Below are 19,342 nucleotides of genomic sequence, written 5' to 3'. Positions count from 1 at the left end.
ATACTCGGCGGTCTGTCGCCGGGGCCCTTGTATGGACGTCGGACGCAGGCTGACGTTCCTCTAAGGCTTTCCTGCGAAAAGCCTGTTCAATAATAAAAAAGGAGTATGAACAGATGGCAACACGTGAAACCGGCAACGTGAAGTGGTTCAACGACGCCAAGGGCTACGGCTTTATCCAGCGCGAAGACGGGGTGGACGTGTTCGTGCACTACCGCGCGATTCGCGGCGAAGGGCATCGGTCGCTGGCTGAAGGTCAGCAGGTTGAATACGCGGTGATTACTGGCGAGAAGGGTTTGCAGGCTGAGGATGTTGTAGGCCTGTAATGATCGTTCCCACGCTCTGCGTGGGAATGCCTCAACGGACGCTCCGCGTTCGCTTTGGGACGCAGAGCGTCCCGGACTGCATTCCCACGCGGAGCGTGGGAACGATCAAAGATCGCAGCCTTCGGCAGCTCCTACAGCTGTACACATAACCCTGTAGGAGCTGCCGAAGGCTCGGGCCGCGATCGGACGATCTTTTGCTTTTAGGCAGTTTTCCAGGTGATTTCTTCTTCACCGTCTGCGCTGATGCGCATCCACCGATCCGCCGTCTCTTCACCTTCTTCCTCGACCCACGTGCCCGGCGCGCAGCGCACTTCGACGTTCAGCGCAGCAAATGCGGCGCGGGCGCAGGCGATGTCGTCGTCCCATGGGGTCTGGTCGCTTTCCAGGTACAGGCTGTTCCATTTGCCCACGGCTTTCGGCAGCCAGGTCACCGGCACGTTGCCGGCCTTGCATTTGTAAGTCTGGCCTTTTTGTACCCAGTCGCTGCATGGGCCCAATGCGGCGCCCAGCCAGGCAGAAATGGCCTTGTGGTCGACGTCGGCGTCTTTCAGGTAAATCTCGATATCCGGTTGGCGCATGGATGTCCTCACTGCGGGTCTGAAAAATCCATTCGCGGATTTAGCCGGCCCCGGGCGTTTGCCCGAGACCAAAAGTTATTGAAGAACGAAATAATCGTAGCGCATCGACACGGTGGTCTCGAACGGCTCGGCCTGTTCGATCACCGCCGCGCGACGCTCGGCACTGGCGCGCCAGCCGTGGGGCGTCATCGCCAACAGGTTGGCTCGATCCTCGGGCTTGTCCAGCGTCAGTTTGAATTCCAGGGTTTCACTGTGCGCCAGTGCCATGCCTTGCGGCACCAGGGCCAGATGCTTGTCGTCGGTGTACTCGCGCACTTCGTCGTACAGGCGCTCGCGCAGTTCCATCAGATGGCCGCTGGTCGGGCCGACTTTCATCAGACCGCCGCCAACGCTGAGTAGACGCTTGGCTTCTTCCCAATCCAATGGACTGAAAACACTGGCGAGAAACTGGCAACTGCCCGACGCCAACGGCACACGGGCCATGCTGGCGATCAACCAGCTAATCGCCGGGTTGCGTTTGCAGGCGCGTTTGACCGCTTCACGGGAAATATCCAGCGCGTAGCCATCAGCGTTCGGCAGGGCCTCGGCGATCTGCGCGGTGTAATAACCCTCGCCACAACCGATGTCGACCCAGCGATCCGGCGCGTAGCTCGCCGCCAGTTCGGCCAGGCGCTTGGCCACCGGCGCGTAATGCCCGGCGTTCAAGAAGTCGCGACGCGCCTCGACCATGGCCTGATTATCGCCTGGGTCGCGGCTGTTCTTGTGCTGCACCGGCAGCAGGTTCAGGTAACCCTGGCGCGCACGGTCGAAGCGGTGGCCGGCGGGGCAGACCACGCCGTTGTCCACCGCATTCAGCGGTTCACTGCAAATGGGGCAAGCAAGCATCAGGCGAGCAACTTGATCAGGGTCTGGTAGTAGATCTCGGTCAACACGTCGAGATCCGCTGCCAATACACGCTCGTTGACCTGGTGGATGGTCGCGTTGACCGGGCCCAGTTCAACCACCTGCGTGCCCATGGTCGCGATGAAACGACCATCGGACGTGCCGCCGCTGGTGGAGGCTTTGGTCTCGCGACCGGTGATGTCCTTGATGCTCGCCGACACCGCGTCGAGCAGTGCGCCCGGTTCGGTGAGGAACGGCAGGCCGGACAGCGCCCAGTCGATGTGCCAGTCCAGATCGTGTTTGTCGAGAATATCGGCAACACGTTTCTGCAGGCCTTCGACGGTCGATTCGGTGGAGAAACGGAAGTTGAACACCGCCACCAGATCGCCGGGAATCACGTTGGTCGCGCCGGTGCCGGAGTTGACGTTGGAAATCTGGAAACTGGTCGGCGGAAAGAAATCGTTGCCGTGATCCCAATGCTCGGCGGCCAGTTCGGCCAGTGCTGGAGCGGCGAGGTGGATCGGGTTCTTCGCCAGATGCGGGTAAGCGACGTGGCCCTGAATACCTTTGACGGTGAGCTTGGCGCCCAGCGAGCCGCGACGACCGTTTTTGACCACGTCGCCAACCAGCGTGGTGCTCGACGGTTCGCCAACGATGCACCAGTCCAGACGCTCGTTACGCGCGGCCAGACGCTCGACTACGGCTTTGGTGCCGTGGTGCGCCGGGCCTTCTTCGTCGCTGGTAATCAGGAACGCGACCTTGCCTTTGTGGTTCGGGTAGTCGGCGACAAAGCGCTCGGCGGCAACGGTCATCGACGCCAGGCTGCCTTTCATGTCTGCCGCGCCACGGCCGCAGAGCATGCCGTGTTCATCGATCACGGCGTTGAACGGGTCGATCTGCCACGCGGTAACCGGGCCGGTCGGCACTACGTCGGTGTGGCCGGCAAAGCACAGCACCGGGCCGTCGTTGGTGCCGTGGGTCGCCCAGAAGTTATCCACATCTTCGATGCGCATCGGCTCGAGATTGAAACCGGCATCGCCCAGGCGCTGCATCATCTGCTTCTGGCAATCGGCGTCGACCGGCGTCACGGACGGACGGCGGATCAGGTCGATGGCGAGTTGGAGGGTCGGCGAAAGGTCGGCGTGGGCCGTCATGGAAAACTCCGAAGATCATGAATGTGGGCGCGGACTACCTGTAGGAGTGAGCCTGCTCGCGATAGCGGTGTGTCAGTCAACGTAACTATTGATTGTTACACCGCTATCGCGAGCAGGCTCACTCCTACAGGAATTGGGTTCGGCCAATGAGCCGAACGCCGCCAAGCCCCGCAAAATGGCGGTTATCTTAAAGCAAAACGGCGACCATTGGCCGCCGTTTAGTGCATCGATGAGGATTTAGACGACCGGCGCCGGCTCAGGCGCGGCGGCCGGTTTCGGCAGCGACGACAGGAACGCCATGATCAGCGCCGCCAGATACGGCAGCGACTGCACCAGCAACATCACCACCCAGAAGCGCATGTCGTTGCTCGGCATGCCGTTGACCAGGTAGATCCCCAGCGCCGCGCCCCACAACAGCAGCATGATGAACAATTCTTCCCGCGCTTCGGAAATCGCCACCCAGAAGCCATGGTTGTCGGCGTTTTTCGGCGTGCGGAAGAACGGAATGCTGGTGGTGAAGAAGCCGTACAGCACCGCTTTGGCGATGGTGTGCGACAACGCCAGCCCGGCCAGTGCCGCGCAGAAGGCATCTTTCAGGTTCACGCCAACGGCGCGACGGTAGAGGAAGATGATCTTGCCGACTTTGAACACGAACAACGCCAACGGCGGAATTGCGAAAATCAGCAGCGGCGGATCGACCCGTTGCGGCACGATGATCATCGCCGCCGACCACAACAGCGCGCCGACGGTGAAGAAGATGTTCATGCCGTCCGCAACCCACGGCAACCAGCCCGCGAGGAAGTGATAGCGCTGGCCACGGGTCAGCTCGGTGTCCTTGCCGCGCAACAGGCTGCCGGTGTGGCGTTTGATGATCTGAATTGCACCGTAAGCCCAGCGGAAACGCTGTTTCTTGAAGTCGATAAACGTATCCGGCATCAGACCCTTGCCGTAGCTGTCGTGGTAATACGCCGCCGACAGGCCTTTTTCGAACACGCGCAGACCGAGTTCGGCGTCTTCACAGATGCACCAGTCGGCCCAACCCAACTCTTCCAGCACCGAACGACGGGTCATGGTCATGGTGCCGTGCTGGATGATCGCGTCACGGTCGTTACGGGTGACCATGCCAATGTGGAAGAAGCCTTTGTATTCGGCGTAGCAGAGCTTCTTGAAGGTGCTTTCGTTCTGGTCGCGATAATCCTGCGGCGACTGCACCACCGCGATTTTCGGGTCGGCGAAGTGCGGCACCATGTGCTTCAGCCAGTTCGGGTGCACGCAGTAATCGGAGTCGATCACGGCGATCACTTCGGCGTCTTTGGCGGTGTGTGGAATCAGGTAGTTCAGCGCGCCGCCCTTGAAACCGGCCAGGGGCGAGACGTGGAAGAACTTGAAGCGCGGGCCGAGGGTTTCGCAGTAGTCGCGCACCGGTTCCCAGACCGCCGGGTCCTTGGTGTTGTTGTCGATGATCAAGACTTCGTAGTCCGGATAATCCAGCGCGGCGAGGGCGTCGAGGGTCTGTTTGACCATCTCCGGCGGCTCGTTGTAGCAAGGCACATGAATCGACACTTTCGGGCGATAGCTGGAGTCGCCCTCGACCGGCAGGAATTCGCGCCGGCGCTTGTGAATCCACACCGCTTCGGCCAGTTCATGCGCTTCGGTCAGCAACACGATAAACACCCCGAGCGCGCCGAGCGCCAAGAGGAACCCGACGGTCAGACTGAACCACGTGCTGTATTGCAGGCTGTAGTCGTAACCGATCCACACCAGCACCGAGCCGCAAAGGAACGCGATAAAGGTCAGGAAGATCCGCCCACGCTGGCGCAGGGCCGAGCCGTCGATCATCAGCAAGGTCAGCGACAACAGCGCCAACACCACCGAACCGATGGCCAGCACGCGCCATTGCGGAATCGCAACCACCGGGCCTTCGAAGTTGAATTTCTGCTGGCGGGCGGCGTTGAACACGCCCCAGTACGCGCCCACCGAACCTTCGTCGCTGGCCTTCCACGGCTGGTCAAACGCTTCGATCACGAAGTAGTTGAAGCCTTGGCGGTTGAGCTTGTTGACCAGCGTACGCAGGTAAATCGCTTGATCCGCCGGCGATGCATCGGCGCCACCGCGCATGCGACCGTTGCTCGGCCAGCCGACCTCGGAGAGCAGTAGCGGTTTTTTCGGGAAGAGCTTTTTCAGGTCGCGGGCACGGTCGAAAACGAACTGCCCAGCCTTGTCGACCGGAATAAATTCCCAGTACGGCAGAACGTGCGCAGCGATCAGGTCAACGTGCTTGGCCAGCTCCGGGTGTTCTTCCCAGACGTGCCATTGCTCGGAGGTGGTCACCGGCACTTTCACTGCCGCGCGCACACGATCGAGCAATACGCTCAGCTCTTGCGCGGTGATTTCCTTGCGGAAGATCGCTTCGTTACCGACCACCACGCGAACCACGCTGCGCGAAGTGTTGGCCAGCTCGATGGCGCGGGTGATTTCCCGTTCGTTGCGTTCCTGATCGGGGCTGATCCAGATCCCCAGCGTTACGCGCAGGCCGAATTCTTCAGCCAGTTTCGGGATGTCTTGCAGCGAACCGTCGACCGAGTAGATGCGGATGTTGTCCGTCAGCTTGCTCATGATCTCCAGGTCGCGGCGCATTTCTTCGTCAGACGGATACTGATCCTTCTGCGGATATTGTCCTTGCTGGAACGGCGAATAGGAGAAACCGGAGATCTGCTCCGGCCAGTTCGGCGCGGAAACCGGGCGATTGATCAGCGCCCAGAAACCGGTGAACAGGGCAGCGATTGCCAGAACCACCACCAGGTTGAGTCCAAATTTACGCGATGACATAGCTATTTCGGGTTCCAAAGGCTGTGGAACGAAGGATCGGTCGGCTAGACGCCCGAGGGGCGCGCATCCTACACCGGCAGTTCGCAAGTCGTACATCAGACAGGGAAATGCCGGACATTGGGCAGCCGACTTTGACTTAAGTTCTTACACTTGTAGCTGATGTTTAGAACTTGTCGCCGCGTAGCCCTATAATGCGCGCCGGTTTTTGGGGTAATGGTCATGAGTACAGAAGATCCGCGGTTTGCAGGCATCGCCCGTTTGTATGGCATTGAAGGCCTGGAACGCCTGCGCGCGGCCCATGTGGCGATTGTCGGCGTCGGTGGCGTCGGTTCCTGGGCGGCGGAAGCCATGGCCCGTTGTGGTGTTGGCGAGATTTCGCTGTTCGACCTCGATGACGTCTGCGTCAGCAACGCCAACCGTCAGTTGCACGCGCTGGACAGCACCGTCGGCAAACCCAAGGTCGAGGTCATGGCCGAGCGTCTGCGCGGGATCAACCCGGATTGCACCGTGCACGCGGTGGCGGATTTCGTCACCCGCGAGACCATGGCTGAATACATCACGGCGAACATCGACTGCGTCATTGACTGCATTGACGCGGTCAACGCCAAGGCTGCGCTGATCGCCTGGTGCAAGCGCCGCAAGATCCAGATCATCACCACCGGCGGCGCCGGTGGGCAGATTGATCCGACGCTGATTCAGGTGTGCGATCTCAACCGCACGTTCAATGACCCGCTGGCCTCGAAAGTGCGCTCTACATTGCGCCGCGATTACGGTTTTTCGCGCACCGTGACCCGCCATTACAGCGTGCCGTGCGTGTTTTCCACGGAGCAACTGCGCTATCCGAAACCGGATGGCAGCATTTGTTTGCAGAAGAGTTTTGTCGGCGATGGCGTGAAACTGGACTGCGCGGGTGGGTTTGGTGCGGTGATGATGGTGACTGCGACGTTTGGGATGGTCGCGGCGACCAAGGCTGTGGACAAGATTGTCGCGGGCGTTCGGCGCCCGGCCGACCGGGTCAAATCTGACGCCTGACCGGTTGATCGTTCCCACGCTCCGCGTGGGAACGCAGCCCGGGACGCTCCGCGTCCCATCCAGAGCCGAACGCGGAGCGTCCGTTGAGGCATTCCCACGCAGAGCGTGGGAACGATCAGTCAGCGAGCCAACTCATTCATCCGCTGGAGCACGGCGTTAAGGCCATTGCTGCGCGACGGCGATAGCTGCCGCGAAAGGCCCAACTGATTGAACCAGTCAGGCAGATCAACCTGCTGCAACTCAGCGGCAGACAAGCCGTTAACCCGCAACAGCAACAACGCCACCAACCCGCGAATCATCCGTGCATCGCTACTCGCCGCGAACTGCCAGTGACCATCGCGCAACGCCCCCACCAGCCAGACCTGACTCTCACAGCCATGCACCCGGTTGGCCTCGCACTTGTCCGCGTCATCCAGCGCCGGCAATCGATCACCAATCTGCATCAACAACCGCGCCCGCTGTTCCCAGCCCGCTGCATTCTGAAAAGTCTGCAGCGCTTCAGCTGCCTCGACCGGCAGGCTCATCGCAACAACTCCAGCGCCTGATCCAGGGCTTCAAAGAAACGCTCCAGATCCTCCGAATCGTTGTACAACGCCAGCGACACGCGAATCGCCCCGGCCAGCTCTAAGCTTTTCAACAGCGGCATCGCGCAATGATGTCCGGCGCGCACGGCAATGCCTTGCTCGGTCAGCAAATGCGCCAGATCCGCGTTATGCACACCCTCGACGACAAAACTCGCCAGCGCCAGTTGCGGCTTGCCGAGCAAGCGAATGCCGTTACGCGCCGCGAGTCCACGCAGCAGATAGTCATGCAGCGCCGCTTCGTGGGCCGACACTGCGTCCTGATCGAGCCCGGCCAGATAATCCAGCGTCGCCCCAAGGCCGATCACGCTGGCAATCGGCGGCGTACCCGCTTCAAAACCCAGCGGAGCAGGGCGGAAGCGCGCGTCGTGATAGTTGGCTTCCAGCACCATCTCACCGCCGAACTGCCAAGGCTTCAATTGCTCAAGCGCAGCGTTGCGCCCGAACAGCACGCCGAGGCCATCGGGGCCATAGAGCTTGTGGCTGGAAAACACATAGAAGTCGCAACCCAGCGCCTGCACGTCATGCCGACCATGGACAACGCCTTGCGCGCCATCGACCACGGTCAGCGCGTTCTGCGCCTTGGCCATGCCCAGCAAGGCCGGCAATGGCTGCCAGGCGCCGAGCACGTTGGACAACTGGCTGACCGCCAGCAATCGCGTGCGCGGGCCGATGAGGTGCACAGCGGCAGCAAGGTCGATCAGACCGTCGGCATCCAGCGGCAGAATCACCAGCTTCAGATTGCGCCGTTGCGCCAGTTGCTGCCACGGCAGCAGGTTGGCGTGATGCTCCAGGGCGCTGATGACAATTTCATCGCCCGGGTGGAAAAGATGTTCCAGGCCATAAGCCAGGAGGTTCAGCGCACTGGTGGCGCCGTGGGTAAAGATGATCTGCCCGCTGTCACCGGCATTCAGCCACTGGGCAACCTTGAGTCGACTGTCTTCGAACGCCTGCGTCGCGTGAGCGCCGGGCAGGTGTTGCGCACGGTGCACATTGGCTGCGCCGTTGGCGTAGTAATGCGTCAGTGCGTCGAGCAGGGCTTGGGGTTTTTGCGTGGTGGCGGCGTTGTCCAGATAGGTCTGGTCTTGCCGTTGCAGTGCGGCGATGGCCGGGAAGTCGGCGCGCCACGGGGAGGGAATCATCACGGTCTTTAGCCCTGGTGAAGAGGGGCGGGATGTACGCCAAATCCTGGAGGAGTGAGCCTGCTCGCGATGGCGTCCGTGAGGGCGCTAAAGGCATCGCGAGCAGGCTCACTCCTACAATGGATTATCCAAGCACTTAGTTGTGAGCGTGCAGCGCTTCATTCAGCTCGATCGCCGATTTGTGGGTTTTGCACTCCACAGCACCGGTTTCCGAATTGCGGCGGAACAGCAGATCAGTCTGACCGGCCAGTTCACGCGCCTTCACGACTTTAACCAGGTTGTTGTTTTCGTCGAGCAGCGCCACCTTGGTACCAGCGGTCACGTACAGGCCCGACTCAACTGTGTTGCGGTCGCCCAACGGAATACCGATACCGGCGTTGGCGCCGATCAGGCAGCCTTCGCCGACCTTGATCACGATGTTACCGCCGCCCGACAGGGTGCCCATGGTCGAGCAACCGCCGCCCAGATCGGAACCCTTGCCGACGAACACGCCAGCCGATACGCGGCCTTCGATCATGCCCGGGCCTTCGGTGCCGGCGTTGAAGTTGATGAAACCTTCGTGCATCACGGTGGTGCCTTCACCGACGTAAGCGCCCAGACGCAGACGCGCGGCGTCAGCGATACGCACGCCGGCCGGAACCACGTAGTCGGTCATTTTCGGGAACTTGTCCACCGAGAACACTTCCAGCAGCTCGCCACGCAGACGGGCTTCCAGTTGCATTTCCGCCAGTTCGCTCAGGTCGATGGCGCCTTGGCTGGTCCACGCGACGTTCGGCAGCAGCGGGAAGATCCCGGCCAGGCTCACGCCGTGTGGCTTGACCAGACGGTGCGACAGCAGGTGCAGCTTGAGGTAAGCCTCAGGTGTCGAGGTCAGCTGTGCGTCTTCGGCCAGCAGGGTGGCGACCAGCGGCTTGTGGCTTTCAGCCAGACGGGTCAGCAGCTTGCCTTGCACGGCATCGATGCCTTTCACGGCTTCGGCCAGTTGGGCAGCCTGAGCGGTGGTGAAGGTGATGGCCTGGTTGCCTTCGGTGTAACCGAGGATTGGCGCAACCGCCGCGACCAGCTCGGCCGATGGGTTGAGCAGTGGCTGTGCGTAGAACACTTCCAGCCACGCGCCTTGACGGTTCTGAGTGCCGACACCAAAGGCGATGCTGAACAGGGAATTGGACATGTAAATACACCTCTACAAAGAGTGACGGGCTGCTTACTTCAGAGCGGCCGCGTAGATATCTGGCTTGAAGCCAATCAGGGTTCGGTCACCGAGATCGAGCACCGGGCGCTTGATCATCGAGGGTTGAGCGAGCATCAGTTCGATGGCTTTCGATTGGTCGAGATCGGCTTTGCGTTCGTCGTCGAGTTTACGAAAGGTCGTGCCTGCGCGGTTCAACACCGTTTGCCAGCCATGCTCGTCACACCATTGGGTCAGGTGTTCACGGTCGATGCCGGCGGTTTTGTAATCGTGAAAGTCGTAGCTGACAGCGTGCTCATCAAGCCAGGTGCGCGCCTTTTTCATGGTGTCGCAGGCTTTGATGCCGAAAAGGTGCAACGTTTTACTTGAGACGGTCAAGGAATTGCCCCCTTTACAGGTGCTGGAGAAAAATGGTGTCGGATTATGCCATGACCAAACGGTTTCGTCGGCCACGGTTGTCGTAACGCTGCAAAACCTGTGGGAGCGAGCCTGCTCGCGAAGGGGCCGTGTCAGGCAATATCTCTGTTGAATGACGCACCGCATTCGCGAGCAGGCTCGCTCCCACAAGGGGACTGCGTTCCAGCAGCTGCGACATAGGTGCAAGGGTCAGACGCATGCTAAACGGCTAATATGGCAGTTCAACGCTGTCGACTGCCTGAGATTCGCGCTTTATGCAAACTGCTTACACCGTCCTGATCCTGCTGATGCTGGTCAGCGTCTCGCGTCTGGTCGGACGGGTCATCCCGTTGCCACTGCCACTGGTGCAGATCGCCGCCGGCGCTTTGCTCGCCTGGCCGACCCTCGGTCTGCATGTGGTCCTTGATCCCGAATTGTTCCTGTTTCTGTTCCTGCCACCGCTGCTGTTTTCCGATGGCTGGCGCATGCCCAAACGCGAGTTCTGGCATCTGCGCGGGCCGATTCTGACGCTGGCCGTTGGGCTGGTGCTGTTCACCGTGGTCGGTGCCGGCTACTTCATTCATTGGTTGATGCCGAGCATTCCGCTGGCGGTGGCCTTCGCACTCGCCGCTGTGCTGTCGCCGACCGACGCCGTGGCGGTCTCGGCGATTTCACAGAATCGCTTGCCGACGCCGCTCATGCATATCTTGCAGGGCGAAGCGTTGATGAACGACGCCTCGGGCCTGGTAACGTTCAAATTCGCGCTGGCCGCGGCGATCACCGGAGCGTTCTCGTTGGCCAATGCCAGCCTGACGTTTGTGCTGGTGGCAGTCGGCGGGCTGGCAGTCGGCGTGGCACTGAGCTGGCTGGTCGGGCGCTTGCGCGCGTGGATGATTGCCCGGGGCTGGGACGATCCGGCCACCCACGTGGTGTTCATGTTGCTGCTGCCGTTCGCCGCGTATGTACTGGCCGAGCGACTGGGTGCCTCGGGTATCCTTTCGGCGGTGGCGGCGGGGATGATGCAGAGCTGGCTCGATCTGCTGCCACGGCAGACGAGCACCCGCCTGCTCAACCGCAGTGTCTGGTCGCTTCTGGAATTTGCTTTCAACGGATTGATCTTTCTGCTGCTGGGCCTGCAATTGCCGGACATCATCAAAGCGGTGGTCAGTCACGAACCGACGTTATGGCCGACCCTGTTCTATCGCTGTCTCGACGTGGTGGCGATCTTTCTTGCATTGGTCCTGCTGCGGTTCATCTGGGTACAGAGCATCTGGCGCTTGTCGGTGCTGCTGCGGCGTTTGCGTGGCAAGAACGAGCTGACTCAGGTGCCGACAGCGCGCTCCTGCTGGCTGTTGACGGTCGGCGGCGTGCGCGGTGCGGTGACGCTGGCGGGTGTGATGTCGGTGCCGATGTTGATGGGCGCGGAGGCGTTTCCCGAGCGTGATCTGCTGATCTTCATCGCTGCCGGGGTGATTCTGCTGTCGCTGGTCTGCGCCTGCATCGCCTTGCCGTTGCTTTTGCGCGGCATTGAGAAAAGCCCGGACGACAAGCGGCGCCAGGAAGTGCGCGACGCCTGGCGCAAGACCGCCGAGGCAGCGATTCATGCGCTGGAAACCGAGGAGGTCGGCCCGCAGGATGCAGCGCAGGCCGCACTCGCGGCAGAACTCAAGGCGCGGATCATGTCCGAGTACCGCCATCAGCTCGATGTCTTCAACGACTCGGCCGAAGCACAGGCCCTGGCGTTTCAGATGGATCTGCTCGAGCGTCGTTTACGCCTCAAGGCACTGCGCGCGCAACGTCTGGAACTCTACAGCCTCAGCCGTCATCACCAGATCGGTGATGACGTATTGCGCGAGGTATTAGGTGAGCTTGATTTGAGTGAGGCCAATCTGGGAACGTTGAAGTAGTCCCGCATGGGTGTTGATCGGATTGCTGGTTTTATCGGGGATAAACGGTTCGCGCCATGTGTATATCCAATCTACTTAGTTCGGTGTTTTCAGTGACCTCAAATACTCCGTCGGTGAAGGTTTTTTCTATCGGATAGTGCATGATCGACTTTGGATCATAAGCGGTCACAGACATCTTTTGATTGATCTTGGTGAAGAAGTTTTCGTCAATGGCGGCTCTGCTCATGCCGAGTCGAGTGAAGTGGTCGTAAACCTTTTGCTTGTTCCAGGGGATGTTGGCGTACGGGTGCAAATGCTCGTGTTCGAAGCCCAGGGCGTGGCCGAACTCGTGCAGTAATACCGTTCTGAATCTGCTGCTGCCTGGCTTTTCGGCAATGTACATCGTTGGATTCTGCACATCGACGGTGAGTGCGTCTGTGCCAACGGCAGAGCTGTTGTCACTGGTTTTGGTCTTGATGCGAATGTCGGCATCGCGCTCGCTCGTGAACACGATATCCAGGTTGATATGGTTACCCCATTCCCGAATGACTTCCCGATACTGCGTTTGCTCTTCGTTCGTCAGGTTATCGAGAAACGTGACGCTAAGCGTCCTGAACGCTTTCCATACCTTTCCATCTAGGGCCACGCCCAGTAAGGAAATACCCTGCCTGCTGACGTTGGCAGGGTTCTCGGCAAGCGCGGCCTGATAGGAAAGACTTTGGCTTTTCGGCGGCAGTGTCGTGCAGATTTTGCAGACTGGCATTCTTGAAATCCTTTTTAAGTAATGCATGAGGTAGGTGGTTTTGATGAAGCCTGACGTCCTGTCAGGCATCGGGGTGTGGATAAGCGGCGGCCATGAAAGCCTTGTCTTTGTCGCTGAGCTGCAGATTCAGCTGAATCTGGAAGTCACCCTGGGTCCAGCTCTGGCGGATGGCGTAGTGCATGATGGACTTCGGGTCGTAAGTCGAGTTGTCGACTTCACTGGCATCGAGAAGATTGAAATAGCGCTCGTCGATGTTGCTGCGAGCCAGATCATCATCTTCTGCGCCAAAGTGCTCGTAGACGGCTTGCTTGTCCCAGGGAATGGTCATTTGTGGGTGCAGATGTTCATGTTCGGCACCCAGTACGTGACCAAACTCATGCAAGGCATTGGCCATGAAGAACTTGGGCGACAAGTTGTGATCAGGCGAAAGATTCATGGTTGCTTCGCTTTGATCATCTTGGGTCAATGCGTCAGTACCGATCAGCGACCAGTAGTCGCCGTTGTCATCGGATATGCGAATCTCGGCATCGCCTTCATCAACAAAGTCGAAGTTCAGATTGATAAACGCTGTCCATGTTGCTGCCGCCGCGCGGATGGCTTGCTTGTAGGCTGCGTCACCCGCTAGCACGCGAACGCGCAGGGTTCGGCCGGGTGCCCAGAGTTTGCGGTGCTTGATCGCGGCTCTTTTCTGACGACCGCCGGACGTACCGCGATTGGCGGAGTTCTCGTTGATGGCCGCTTGGTAGGACACATTAATGTCTTGCGGTGCTTTAACAAGACAATCTTTTATATCATCCATGAATTACTTTCCGTAGTTGATGATTTGCTGTTTGGTTTATTAATGGGGTTTGATATTTAAACAACCAGGTTCAGCTTGAGCGGACAGAGTAAGTATCGATGGGGGAGATAGGAAGATGAAAGAAGAGTTGATGTGTTGCGTAGTGTTTGTTTCCGCACGACATTGCGTCGTGCGGAAATATATAAACGCTTGTTAGCGACGCTTGATGAAGTCGCGAATACGTTCCGCAGCCTCGACACATTCTGCCAGCGGCGCAACCAGCGCCATGCGCACGCGACCTGCGCCCGGGTTGACCCCATCGACATCGCGGGACAGGTAAGAACCCGGGACTACGGTCACGTGTTCCTGTTCGAACAGATCGCGGCAGAACGCAGCATCGTCATCCTGCACGTTCGGCCACAGGTAGAAGCTGCCATCCGGACGCTGGACGTCCATCACCGGACTGAGGATTGCCAGTACGGCGTCGAATTTCTCGCGGTACAGCGCGCGGTTGGCGCGAACGTGGACTTCATCGTTCCAGGCGGCAACAGAGGCCAATTGGGTTTGTACCGGCATCGCGCAGCCATGGTAGGTGCGATACAGCAGGAAGCCCTTGAGGATATTGGCGTCGCCGGCAACGAAACCGGAACGCAGGCCCGGCAGGTTGGAGCGTTTGGACAGGCTATGGAACACCACGCAGCGTTTGAAATCCTTGCGGCCCAACTCAACGCAGGCCGTCAGCAGGCCCGGCGGCGGGGTCTGTTCTTCGAAATACAGTTCGCTGTAGCACTCGTCGGCGGCGATCACGAAGTCGTATTCGTCAGCCAGGGCGATCAGTTTCTTTAATACATCGACCGGGATCAGCGCGCCGGTCGGGTTGCCCGGCGAGCACAGAAAAAGGATCTGGCAGCGCTTCCAGATGTCTGGCGACACCGCATCGAAATCCGGGTTGAAGCCGTTCTCGTCAAGGCACGGCAGATAGTGCGGTTTGGCCCCGGCGAGGAACGCCGCACCTTCGTAGATCTGATAGAACGGGTTCGGGCTGACTACCAGAGCGTCATCACCGCGATTGACTACGGTCTGGGTGAAGGCGAACAGCGCTTCGCGGGTGCCGTTGACCGGCAGTACGTTACGCGCCGGATCGATCCAGCCGCTTGGCACGCCAAAGCGACGCTCGCACCAGCCGGCGATTGCTTCGCGCAGGGCCGGGATGCCGAGAGTGGTCGGGTAGACCGCCATCTGATCCAGGTTGTTCGCCAGCGCTTCGGCGACAAAGCTCGGCGAGCGATGTTTCGGCTCGCCGATCGACAGGGCTATCGGGCGTTTGTCCGGGTTCGGGGTCACGGTGCCGAGCAGGGCGCGGAGCTTTTCGAACGGGTAAGGCTGGAGCTGGTTCAGAGCGTTGTTCATGGGGGCCTCGTTGAATGTGGGAGGGATTGCCTCAATATCCGCCATCCACAAAACCTGTAGGAGTGAGCCTGCTCGCGATGAGGAAGACTCATTCAATATCTATGCAGCTGATGAACCGCTATCGCGAGCAGGCTCACTCCTACAAGGGGTTTGTTGAACAGGCTGGTATCGGAGTCTTCCTTCCCACAGGAGTAATGGTTACTTCAATTCAAATACTGACACGCGAAAGCTTGATATCGGGTTCCTGATTGACGCTCAACTGCTCAACGATCGCATCCTGCAAGCGGCTGCACAGCAGCGGGTCGGACAGCGGCTGATTGTGCGCATCGGTGATGAAGAACACGTCTTCCACTCGCTCGCCCAGGGTCGCAATCTTGGCGTTCTGCAGCGACAGGTCGAATTCAAGGAAAATCCCGCCGATCCGCGCCAGCAGTCCCGGGCGATCAGGTGCGGTCAATTCCAGCACCGTCACCGGGCGTTGCGCGTCGTTGTGGATCGTCACTTGCGGCGCAAAGGCGAAATGCTTGAGCTGGCGCGGCACCCGGCGCTGAATGATCGTCGGGTAGTCATCCGGGTTGCGCAGGGCTTCGGTCAGGCCTTCGCGGATCTGCTTGACCCGCGCCGGGTTGTCGCCGATGGATTCGCCTTCGTTGTCGAGCACGATGTAGGTGTCGAGGGTGAACTGGCTGCTCGACGTGATGACCCGGGCGTCGTGAATGTTCAGGTTGAGCTGATCCATCGCGGCCACGGTCACGGCGAAGAAGTCATGCTGATCCGGTGCATAAATGAAGATCTGCGTGCCGCCCTCGAACTCGCGCTGAGTGGTTTCCTTGATCAGTACCAGCGGCCCGCCATCGACGGGCTGCTGCAGGATCGCGTCGCTGTGCCAGGCCACATCGCCAGCGGTGTGGCGCAGGAAATAGTCATCACCCAACTGCGCCCATAACTGCTCGACGTCGTCCGGATCGGTGCCGCCTCGCACCAGAATATCCAGGGCCGCGCTTTGGGTCTGGCGGATCTGCTCTTCACGATCCACCGGGTTTTCCAGACCACGACGCAGGGCGCGTTTGGTTTCGGTGTAGAGCTGACGCAACAGGCTGGCGCGCCACGAGTTCCACAGCGTCGGGTTGGTCGCGTTGATGTCGGCCACGGTCAGCACGTAGAGGTAGTCGAGACGGGTTTCATCGCCGACCGCCAGGGCAAAATCGTGAATCACCTGCGGATCGGACAAGTCCTTGCGCTGGGCGGTGGTCGACATCACCAAGTGGTTCTGCACCAGCCAGACGATCAGGCGACTGTCCCACACCGGCAACTGATGGCGCTGGCAGAACGCTTCGGCATCGACCGCGCCGATCTCCGAGTGGTCGCCGTGTCGCCCCTTGCCGATGTCGTGGTACAGACCGGCCATGTAGATCAGTTCGGGCTTGGGCAGTTTGGCCATGAGTTTGGCGGCCAACGGAAATTTTTCCGACACTTGCGTGTACTGCAATTTGCGCAGGTGCTTGATCAGGTTCAGCGTGTGCGCGTCGACGGTATAAATGTGGAACAGGTCGTGCTGCATCTGCCCGACGATAAAGCCGAACTCCGGCAGATAACGCCCGAGAATGCCGTAACGGTTCATCCGGCGCAGGTTGCGATGGATGCCGATCTTGCACTTGAACAGCTCGATGAACAGGCTGGTGTTGCGAATATCGTTGCGGAAAGTGTCGTCGATCAGATGACGGTTCTCGCGCAGCAGGCGAATGGTATCGGCGCGCACACCTTTGATTTCCGGCTGCTGGGCCATCAGCACGAAGATTTCGAGCATGGCGAACGGTGTGCGGCAGAACACATTGTCGTTTCGCGCTTCGATGTAGCCATCGTGCAGCTGGAAGCGCGAGTTGATCGGCTGTGGCGGGGCTTCGTCTTCCGGCGCGAGGATGACTTCCTCGAAATGCTGAATGATCAGGTCGCTGAGCTGGGCGATGCTCATCACCACGCGAAAGTATTGCTGCATGAAGTTTTCGACCGCTTGTTTCGCGTCGTCACCTTCAAAACCGAGCAAACCGGCAATGGTGCGCTGATGATCGAACAGCAAGCGGTCTTCCGAGCGACCTGCCAGCATGTGCAGCGCATAGCGCACTTTCCAGAGAAATTCCTGGGAGGAGGCGAGCAGGGCGTTTTCGCTCTCGACCAAGAAGCCTTCACCGGCGAGGGCGCGCAGGTTGAGCGTGCCGTATTGGCGACGCGCAACCCAGAGAATCGTCTGAATATCCCGCAGTCCGCCCGGCGAGCCTTTGACGTTGGGTTCCAGGTTGTATTCAGTGTCGTTGTATTTGTGGTGGCGGGCTTTTTGCTCGGCGCGCTTGGCCAGGAAAAACTCCTTGGCCGGCCACATGTGGGCGGTGCTGGTGACATCGAGCATGCGCTGGCGCAGGCGCTCGGGGCCGCAAATGGTGCGGCTTTCCATCAGGTTGGTAACCACGGTCAGATCGGCGCGGGCTTCTTCGGCGCATTCATCGACCGAGCGCACGCTCTGACCGACTTCCAGGCCAATGTCCCACAGCAGCGTCAGAAAACGCTCGATGGAGTCACGAAAGACTTCGTGATCGGCGCTGTCCAGCAGGATCAGCAGATCGATATCGGAATAAGGGTGCAGCTCACCGCGACCATAGCCGCCGACCGCGACCAGCGCGATGTCGGCGTCTTCGCTCCAGTTGAACTGGTCCCAGGCCTTTTGCAGGATGTTGTCGACGAACCAGGCGCGGTCTTCGATCAGGCGGCGAATGTCGCGGCCATTGCGAAAACGCGTGTCGAGTACCTCGCGAGCCTGGCGGATCGCCTTCTTGAACGCCGCGATAGGACTCGCTTTCAGGGCCAGTTCAGCCTGGAACTGGCCGCGGTCGAAGAGTTCGGGATCCACCTGCGGCATCGATTGGCTTTCCTTTTATAAGGCTGGGAGCGTTGTGTAGATCAGGCCGAGATGCGCGGGATGGTGTCGTCAGCGCGCAGGGTGAAGATCTCGTAGCCGGTGTCGGTGACCAGCAGGGTATGTTCCCACTGCGCCGACAGCTTGCGGTCCTTGGTGATTGCGGTCCAGCCGTCACCCAATACTTTGGTGTCGGCCTTGCCCTGGTTGATCATCGGTTCGATGGTGAAGGTCATGCCGGCCTTCAGTTCCATGCCGGTGCCGGCGCGACCGTAGTGCAGAATCTGCGGCTCTTCGTGGAAAACCTTGCCGATGCCATGCCCACAGAACTCGCGAACCACCGAGAAGCCGTTCTTTTCAGCGTGCTTCTGGATCACTTCGCCGATGTCGCCGAGGCGGCAGCCGGGTTTGACGATTTCGATCGCCTTGTACATGCATTCCTGAGTGATCTGAGACAGGCGCTCGGCCCAGACCGGTACTTCGCCGACGTGGAACATGCGGCTGGTGTCGCCGTGGTAGCCGTCCTTGATTACGGTTACATCGATGTTCAGGGTGTCGCCGTTTTTCAGCGGCTTGTCGTTCGGAATGCCGTGGCAGACCACGTGGTTGATCGAGGTGCAGATCGACTTCGGGTAGCCCTTGTAATTCAGCGGGGCAGGGATGGCCTGCTGCACGTTGACGATGTAGTCGTGGCAGATCTGGTTCAGCTCATCGGTGGTGATGCCCGGTTTTACGTGTTCGGCAATCATTTCCAGCACATCGGCGGCCAGTTTGCCGGCGACACGCATGCCAGCGATGTCCTCGGGAGTTTTGAGGTTGACGGTCATACAGGCTCTCTCTGCGCTCGGCGGCGCTTGCTGGTACGAATGGGGTGGCAAGTGTTCGTTTTGCGACCCTGAAAAACGCGATTCTAACAGACGCGCGGCGCAATTCAGCGCCTGCGTGCATCGCTTCTCTCTATACAATGGTGCCCCTGAAGCCGATTCCAAGGGGGCTGCGCCCATGTCCTTGGTGCGAATACAGATTTCGTGTTCCGTTTCTGCGCACCCTGTGGTATAAAATGCGCCGCTTTCCGGGGATACCCCGAGAAGCTTAAATCCACACACGTGTCGACACGATGACCTGGGTGCTTTTGGCTTTATGCCACTGGTTGGTCATTGGGATACGTGGAGGCCAAACCCGACTTATTAAGGAACTATCATGTCCCAAGTCAATATGCGCGATATGCTGAAGGCCGGTGTGCACTTCGGTCACCAAACCCGTTACTGGAATCCGAAAATGGGTAAGTACATTTTCGGCGCGCGTAACAAGATTCACATCATCAACCTTGAAAAAACCCTGCCAATGTTCAACGAAGCTCTGACTTTCGTAGAGCGTCTGGCCCAGGGAAAAAACAAGATTCTGTTCGTCGGCTCCACGCGTTCCGCGGGCAAGATCGTTGCTGAATAAGCATCACGTTGCGGTTCGCCGTACGTCTATCTCCGCTGGTTG

The 19,342-nt window shown here is 59.6% G+C and carries 16 protein-coding genes and 1 pseudogene; 4 read left to right on the top strand and 13 right to left on the bottom strand.

The annotated features are described in order from the left end of the window. Positions 1-113: 113 nt before the first annotated feature. Complete coding sequence (locus ACIPIZ_RS19370) at positions 114-323, top strand: cold-shock protein (protein WP_053117589.1); 210 nt, start codon at positions 114-116, stop codon at positions 321-323. A gap of 200 nt (positions 324-523) precedes the next feature. On the opposite strand, the gene ACIPIZ_RS19365 is transcribed toward ACIPIZ_RS19370, so the two are convergent. The 4 genes from ACIPIZ_RS19365 to ACIPIZ_RS19350 all read right to left on the bottom strand — a co-directional run bounded on the left by ACIPIZ_RS19365 (position 524) and on the right by ACIPIZ_RS19350 (position 5,766). After that, complete coding sequence (locus tag ACIPIZ_RS19365; RefSeq protein WP_007908869.1) at positions 524-901, bottom strand: hypothetical protein; 378 nt, start codon at positions 899-901, stop codon at positions 524-526. Positions 902-976: 75 nt separating this feature from the next. Then, positions 977-1,786 (bottom strand): putative RNA methyltransferase, encoded by an 810-nt coding sequence (locus ACIPIZ_RS19360; protein ID WP_064393203.1) that lies wholly within the window; start codon positions 1,784-1,786, stop codon positions 977-979. Continuing rightward, complete coding sequence (gene dapE / locus ACIPIZ_RS19355; RefSeq protein ID WP_064393202.1) at positions 1,786-2,937, bottom strand: succinyl-diaminopimelate desuccinylase; 1,152 nt, start codon at positions 2,935-2,937, stop codon at positions 1,786-1,788. The genes ACIPIZ_RS19360 and dapE overlap by 1 nt, the downstream gene beginning before the upstream one ends. 237 nt (positions 2,938-3,174) lie before the next feature. Further along, on the bottom strand, positions 3,175-5,766 hold the full coding sequence (locus ACIPIZ_RS19350) for a glycosyltransferase (protein WP_122853567.1): 2,592 nt from the start codon (positions 5,764-5,766) through the stop codon (positions 3,175-3,177). 213 nt (positions 5,767-5,979) lie between these two features. Between ACIPIZ_RS19350 and tcdA the strand changes: the two genes are divergently transcribed. Continuing rightward, the gene (gene tcdA, locus ACIPIZ_RS19345) at positions 5,980-6,798 is read left to right on the top strand and encodes a tRNA cyclic N6-threonylcarbamoyladenosine(37) synthase TcdA (protein WP_401166772.1); all 819 of its coding nucleotides are present in this window, start codon (positions 5,980-5,982) and stop codon (positions 6,796-6,798) included. 119 nt (positions 6,799-6,917) lie between these two features. On the opposite strand, the gene ACIPIZ_RS19340 is transcribed toward tcdA, so the two are convergent. The 4 genes from ACIPIZ_RS19340 to ACIPIZ_RS19325 all read right to left on the bottom strand — a co-directional run bounded on the left by ACIPIZ_RS19340 (position 6,918) and on the right by ACIPIZ_RS19325 (position 10,088). Next, positions 6,918-7,322 carry a SufE family protein gene (locus ACIPIZ_RS19340; RefSeq protein WP_122853568.1) on the bottom strand — a complete coding sequence of 135 codons (405 nt, stop codon included), beginning with the start codon at positions 7,320-7,322 and terminating at the stop codon, positions 6,918-6,920. After that, on the bottom strand, positions 7,319-8,524 hold the full coding sequence (locus ACIPIZ_RS19335; RefSeq protein WP_122853569.1) for a cysteine desulfurase: 1,206 nt from the start codon (positions 8,522-8,524) through the stop codon (positions 7,319-7,321). Before ACIPIZ_RS19335 ends, ACIPIZ_RS19340 begins: the two co-directional genes overlap by 4 nt. Before the next feature lie 133 nt (positions 8,525-8,657). After that, a complete protein-coding gene (gene dapD / locus ACIPIZ_RS19330) occupies positions 8,658-9,692 on the bottom strand; it encodes a 2,3,4,5-tetrahydropyridine-2,6-dicarboxylate N-succinyltransferase (RefSeq protein WP_041478134.1) in 1,035 nt (344 codons plus the stop codon). Between the two features lie 33 nt (positions 9,693-9,725). Continuing rightward, a complete protein-coding gene (locus ACIPIZ_RS19325; protein ID WP_003222107.1) occupies positions 9,726-10,088 on the bottom strand; it encodes an ArsC family reductase in 363 nt (120 codons plus the stop codon). A 293-nt stretch (positions 10,089-10,381) separates the two neighbouring features. Between ACIPIZ_RS19325 and ACIPIZ_RS19320 the strand changes: the two genes are divergently transcribed. Next, positions 10,382-12,013, top strand: coding sequence for a Na+/H+ antiporter (locus tag ACIPIZ_RS19320; protein WP_401166768.1), 1,632 nt, complete (start codon positions 10,382-10,384; stop codon positions 12,011-12,013). 31 nt (positions 12,014-12,044) lie between these two features. On the opposite strand, the gene ACIPIZ_RS19315 is transcribed toward ACIPIZ_RS19320, so the two are convergent. From ACIPIZ_RS19315 to map, 5 genes are all read right to left on the bottom strand, one after another. Then, a complete protein-coding gene (locus tag ACIPIZ_RS19315; RefSeq protein ID WP_401166765.1) occupies positions 12,045-12,755 on the bottom strand; it encodes a M12 family metallopeptidase in 711 nt (236 codons plus the stop codon). Between the two features lie 61 nt (positions 12,756-12,816). Then, on the bottom strand, positions 12,817-13,554 hold the full coding sequence (locus ACIPIZ_RS19310) for a hypothetical protein (protein ID WP_122662200.1): 738 nt from the start codon (positions 13,552-13,554) through the stop codon (positions 12,817-12,819). Between the two features lie 192 nt (positions 13,555-13,746). Further along, entirely contained in the window at positions 13,747-14,943 is a 1,197-nt protein-coding gene (dapC, locus tag ACIPIZ_RS19305; RefSeq protein ID WP_401166761.1) for a succinyldiaminopimelate transaminase, read from the bottom strand. A 208-nt stretch (positions 14,944-15,151) separates the two neighbouring features. Next, positions 15,152-17,854 carry a [protein-PII] uridylyltransferase gene (locus ACIPIZ_RS19300; RefSeq protein ID WP_401166758.1) on the bottom strand — a complete coding sequence of 901 codons (2,703 nt, stop codon included), beginning with the start codon at positions 17,852-17,854 and terminating at the stop codon, positions 15,152-15,154. Between the two features lie 41 nt (positions 17,855-17,895). Then, positions 17,896-18,678: a type I methionyl aminopeptidase gene (gene map / locus ACIPIZ_RS19295; protein WP_105707334.1), complete on the bottom strand. Its 783-nt coding sequence runs from the start codon at positions 18,676-18,678 to the stop codon at positions 17,896-17,898. 373 nt (positions 18,679-19,051) lie between these two features. Here map and rpsB point away from each other — a divergent pair. Beyond that, a pseudogene (gene rpsB, locus ACIPIZ_RS19290) lies at positions 19,052-19,297 on the top strand (30S ribosomal protein S2); the annotation flags it as partial. Positions 19,298-19,342: the final 45 nt, after the last annotated feature.

This window comes from Pseudomonas sp. NPDC087690 (genome assembly GCF_044743175.1).
Lineage (GTDB): Bacteria > Pseudomonadota > Gammaproteobacteria > Pseudomonadales > Pseudomonadaceae > Aquipseudomonas.
Note: the sequence above shows the minus strand (reverse complement) of the source record. Positions and strands in the feature narration are given on the sequence as shown.

Bases quoted from the DNA above. Each gene is read 5' to 3' on its own strand.
- ACIPIZ_RS19370 (WP_053117589.1), top strand. From the start codon at position 114: ATGGCAACACGTGAAACCGGCAACGTGAAGTGGTTCAACGACGCCAAG.
- ACIPIZ_RS19365 (WP_007908869.1), bottom strand. From the start codon at position 901: ATGCGCCAACCGGATATCGAGATTTACCTGAAAGACGCCGACGTCGAC.
- ACIPIZ_RS19360 (WP_064393203.1), bottom strand. From the start codon at position 1,786: ATGCTTGCTTGCCCCATTTGCAGTGAACCGCTGAATGCGGTGGACAAC.
- dapE (WP_064393202.1), bottom strand. From the start codon at position 2,937: ATGACGGCCCACGCCGACCTTTCGCCGACCCTCCAACTCGCCATCGAC.
- ACIPIZ_RS19350 (WP_122853567.1), bottom strand. From the start codon at position 5,766: ATGTCATCGCGTAAATTTGGACTCAACCTGGTGGTGGTTCTGGCAATC.
- tcdA (WP_401166772.1), top strand. From the start codon at position 5,980: ATGGTCATGAGTACAGAAGATCCGCGGTTTGCAGGCATCGCCCGTTTG.
- ACIPIZ_RS19340 (WP_122853568.1), bottom strand. From the start codon at position 7,322: ATGAGCCTGCCGGTCGAGGCAGCTGAAGCGCTGCAGACTTTTCAGAAT.
- dapD (WP_041478134.1), bottom strand. From the start codon at position 9,692: ATGTCCAATTCCCTGTTCAGCATCGCCTTTGGTGTCGGCACTCAGAAC.
- ACIPIZ_RS19320 (WP_401166768.1), top strand. From the start codon at position 10,382: ATGCAAACTGCTTACACCGTCCTGATCCTGCTGATGCTGGTCAGCGTC.
- ACIPIZ_RS19315 (WP_401166765.1), bottom strand. From the start codon at position 12,755: ATGCCAGTCTGCAAAATCTGCACGACACTGCCGCCGAAAAGCCAAAGT.
- ACIPIZ_RS19310 (WP_122662200.1), bottom strand. From the start codon at position 13,554: ATGGATGATATAAAAGATTGTCTTGTTAAAGCACCGCAAGACATTAAT.
- dapC (WP_401166761.1), bottom strand. From the start codon at position 14,943: ATGAACAACGCTCTGAACCAGCTCCAGCCTTACCCGTTCGAAAAGCTC.
- ACIPIZ_RS19300 (WP_401166758.1), bottom strand. From the start codon at position 17,854: ATGCCGCAGGTGGATCCCGAACTCTTCGACCGCGGCCAGTTCCAGGCT.
- map (WP_105707334.1), bottom strand. From the start codon at position 18,678: ATGACCGTCAACCTCAAAACTCCCGAGGACATCGCTGGCATGCGTGTC.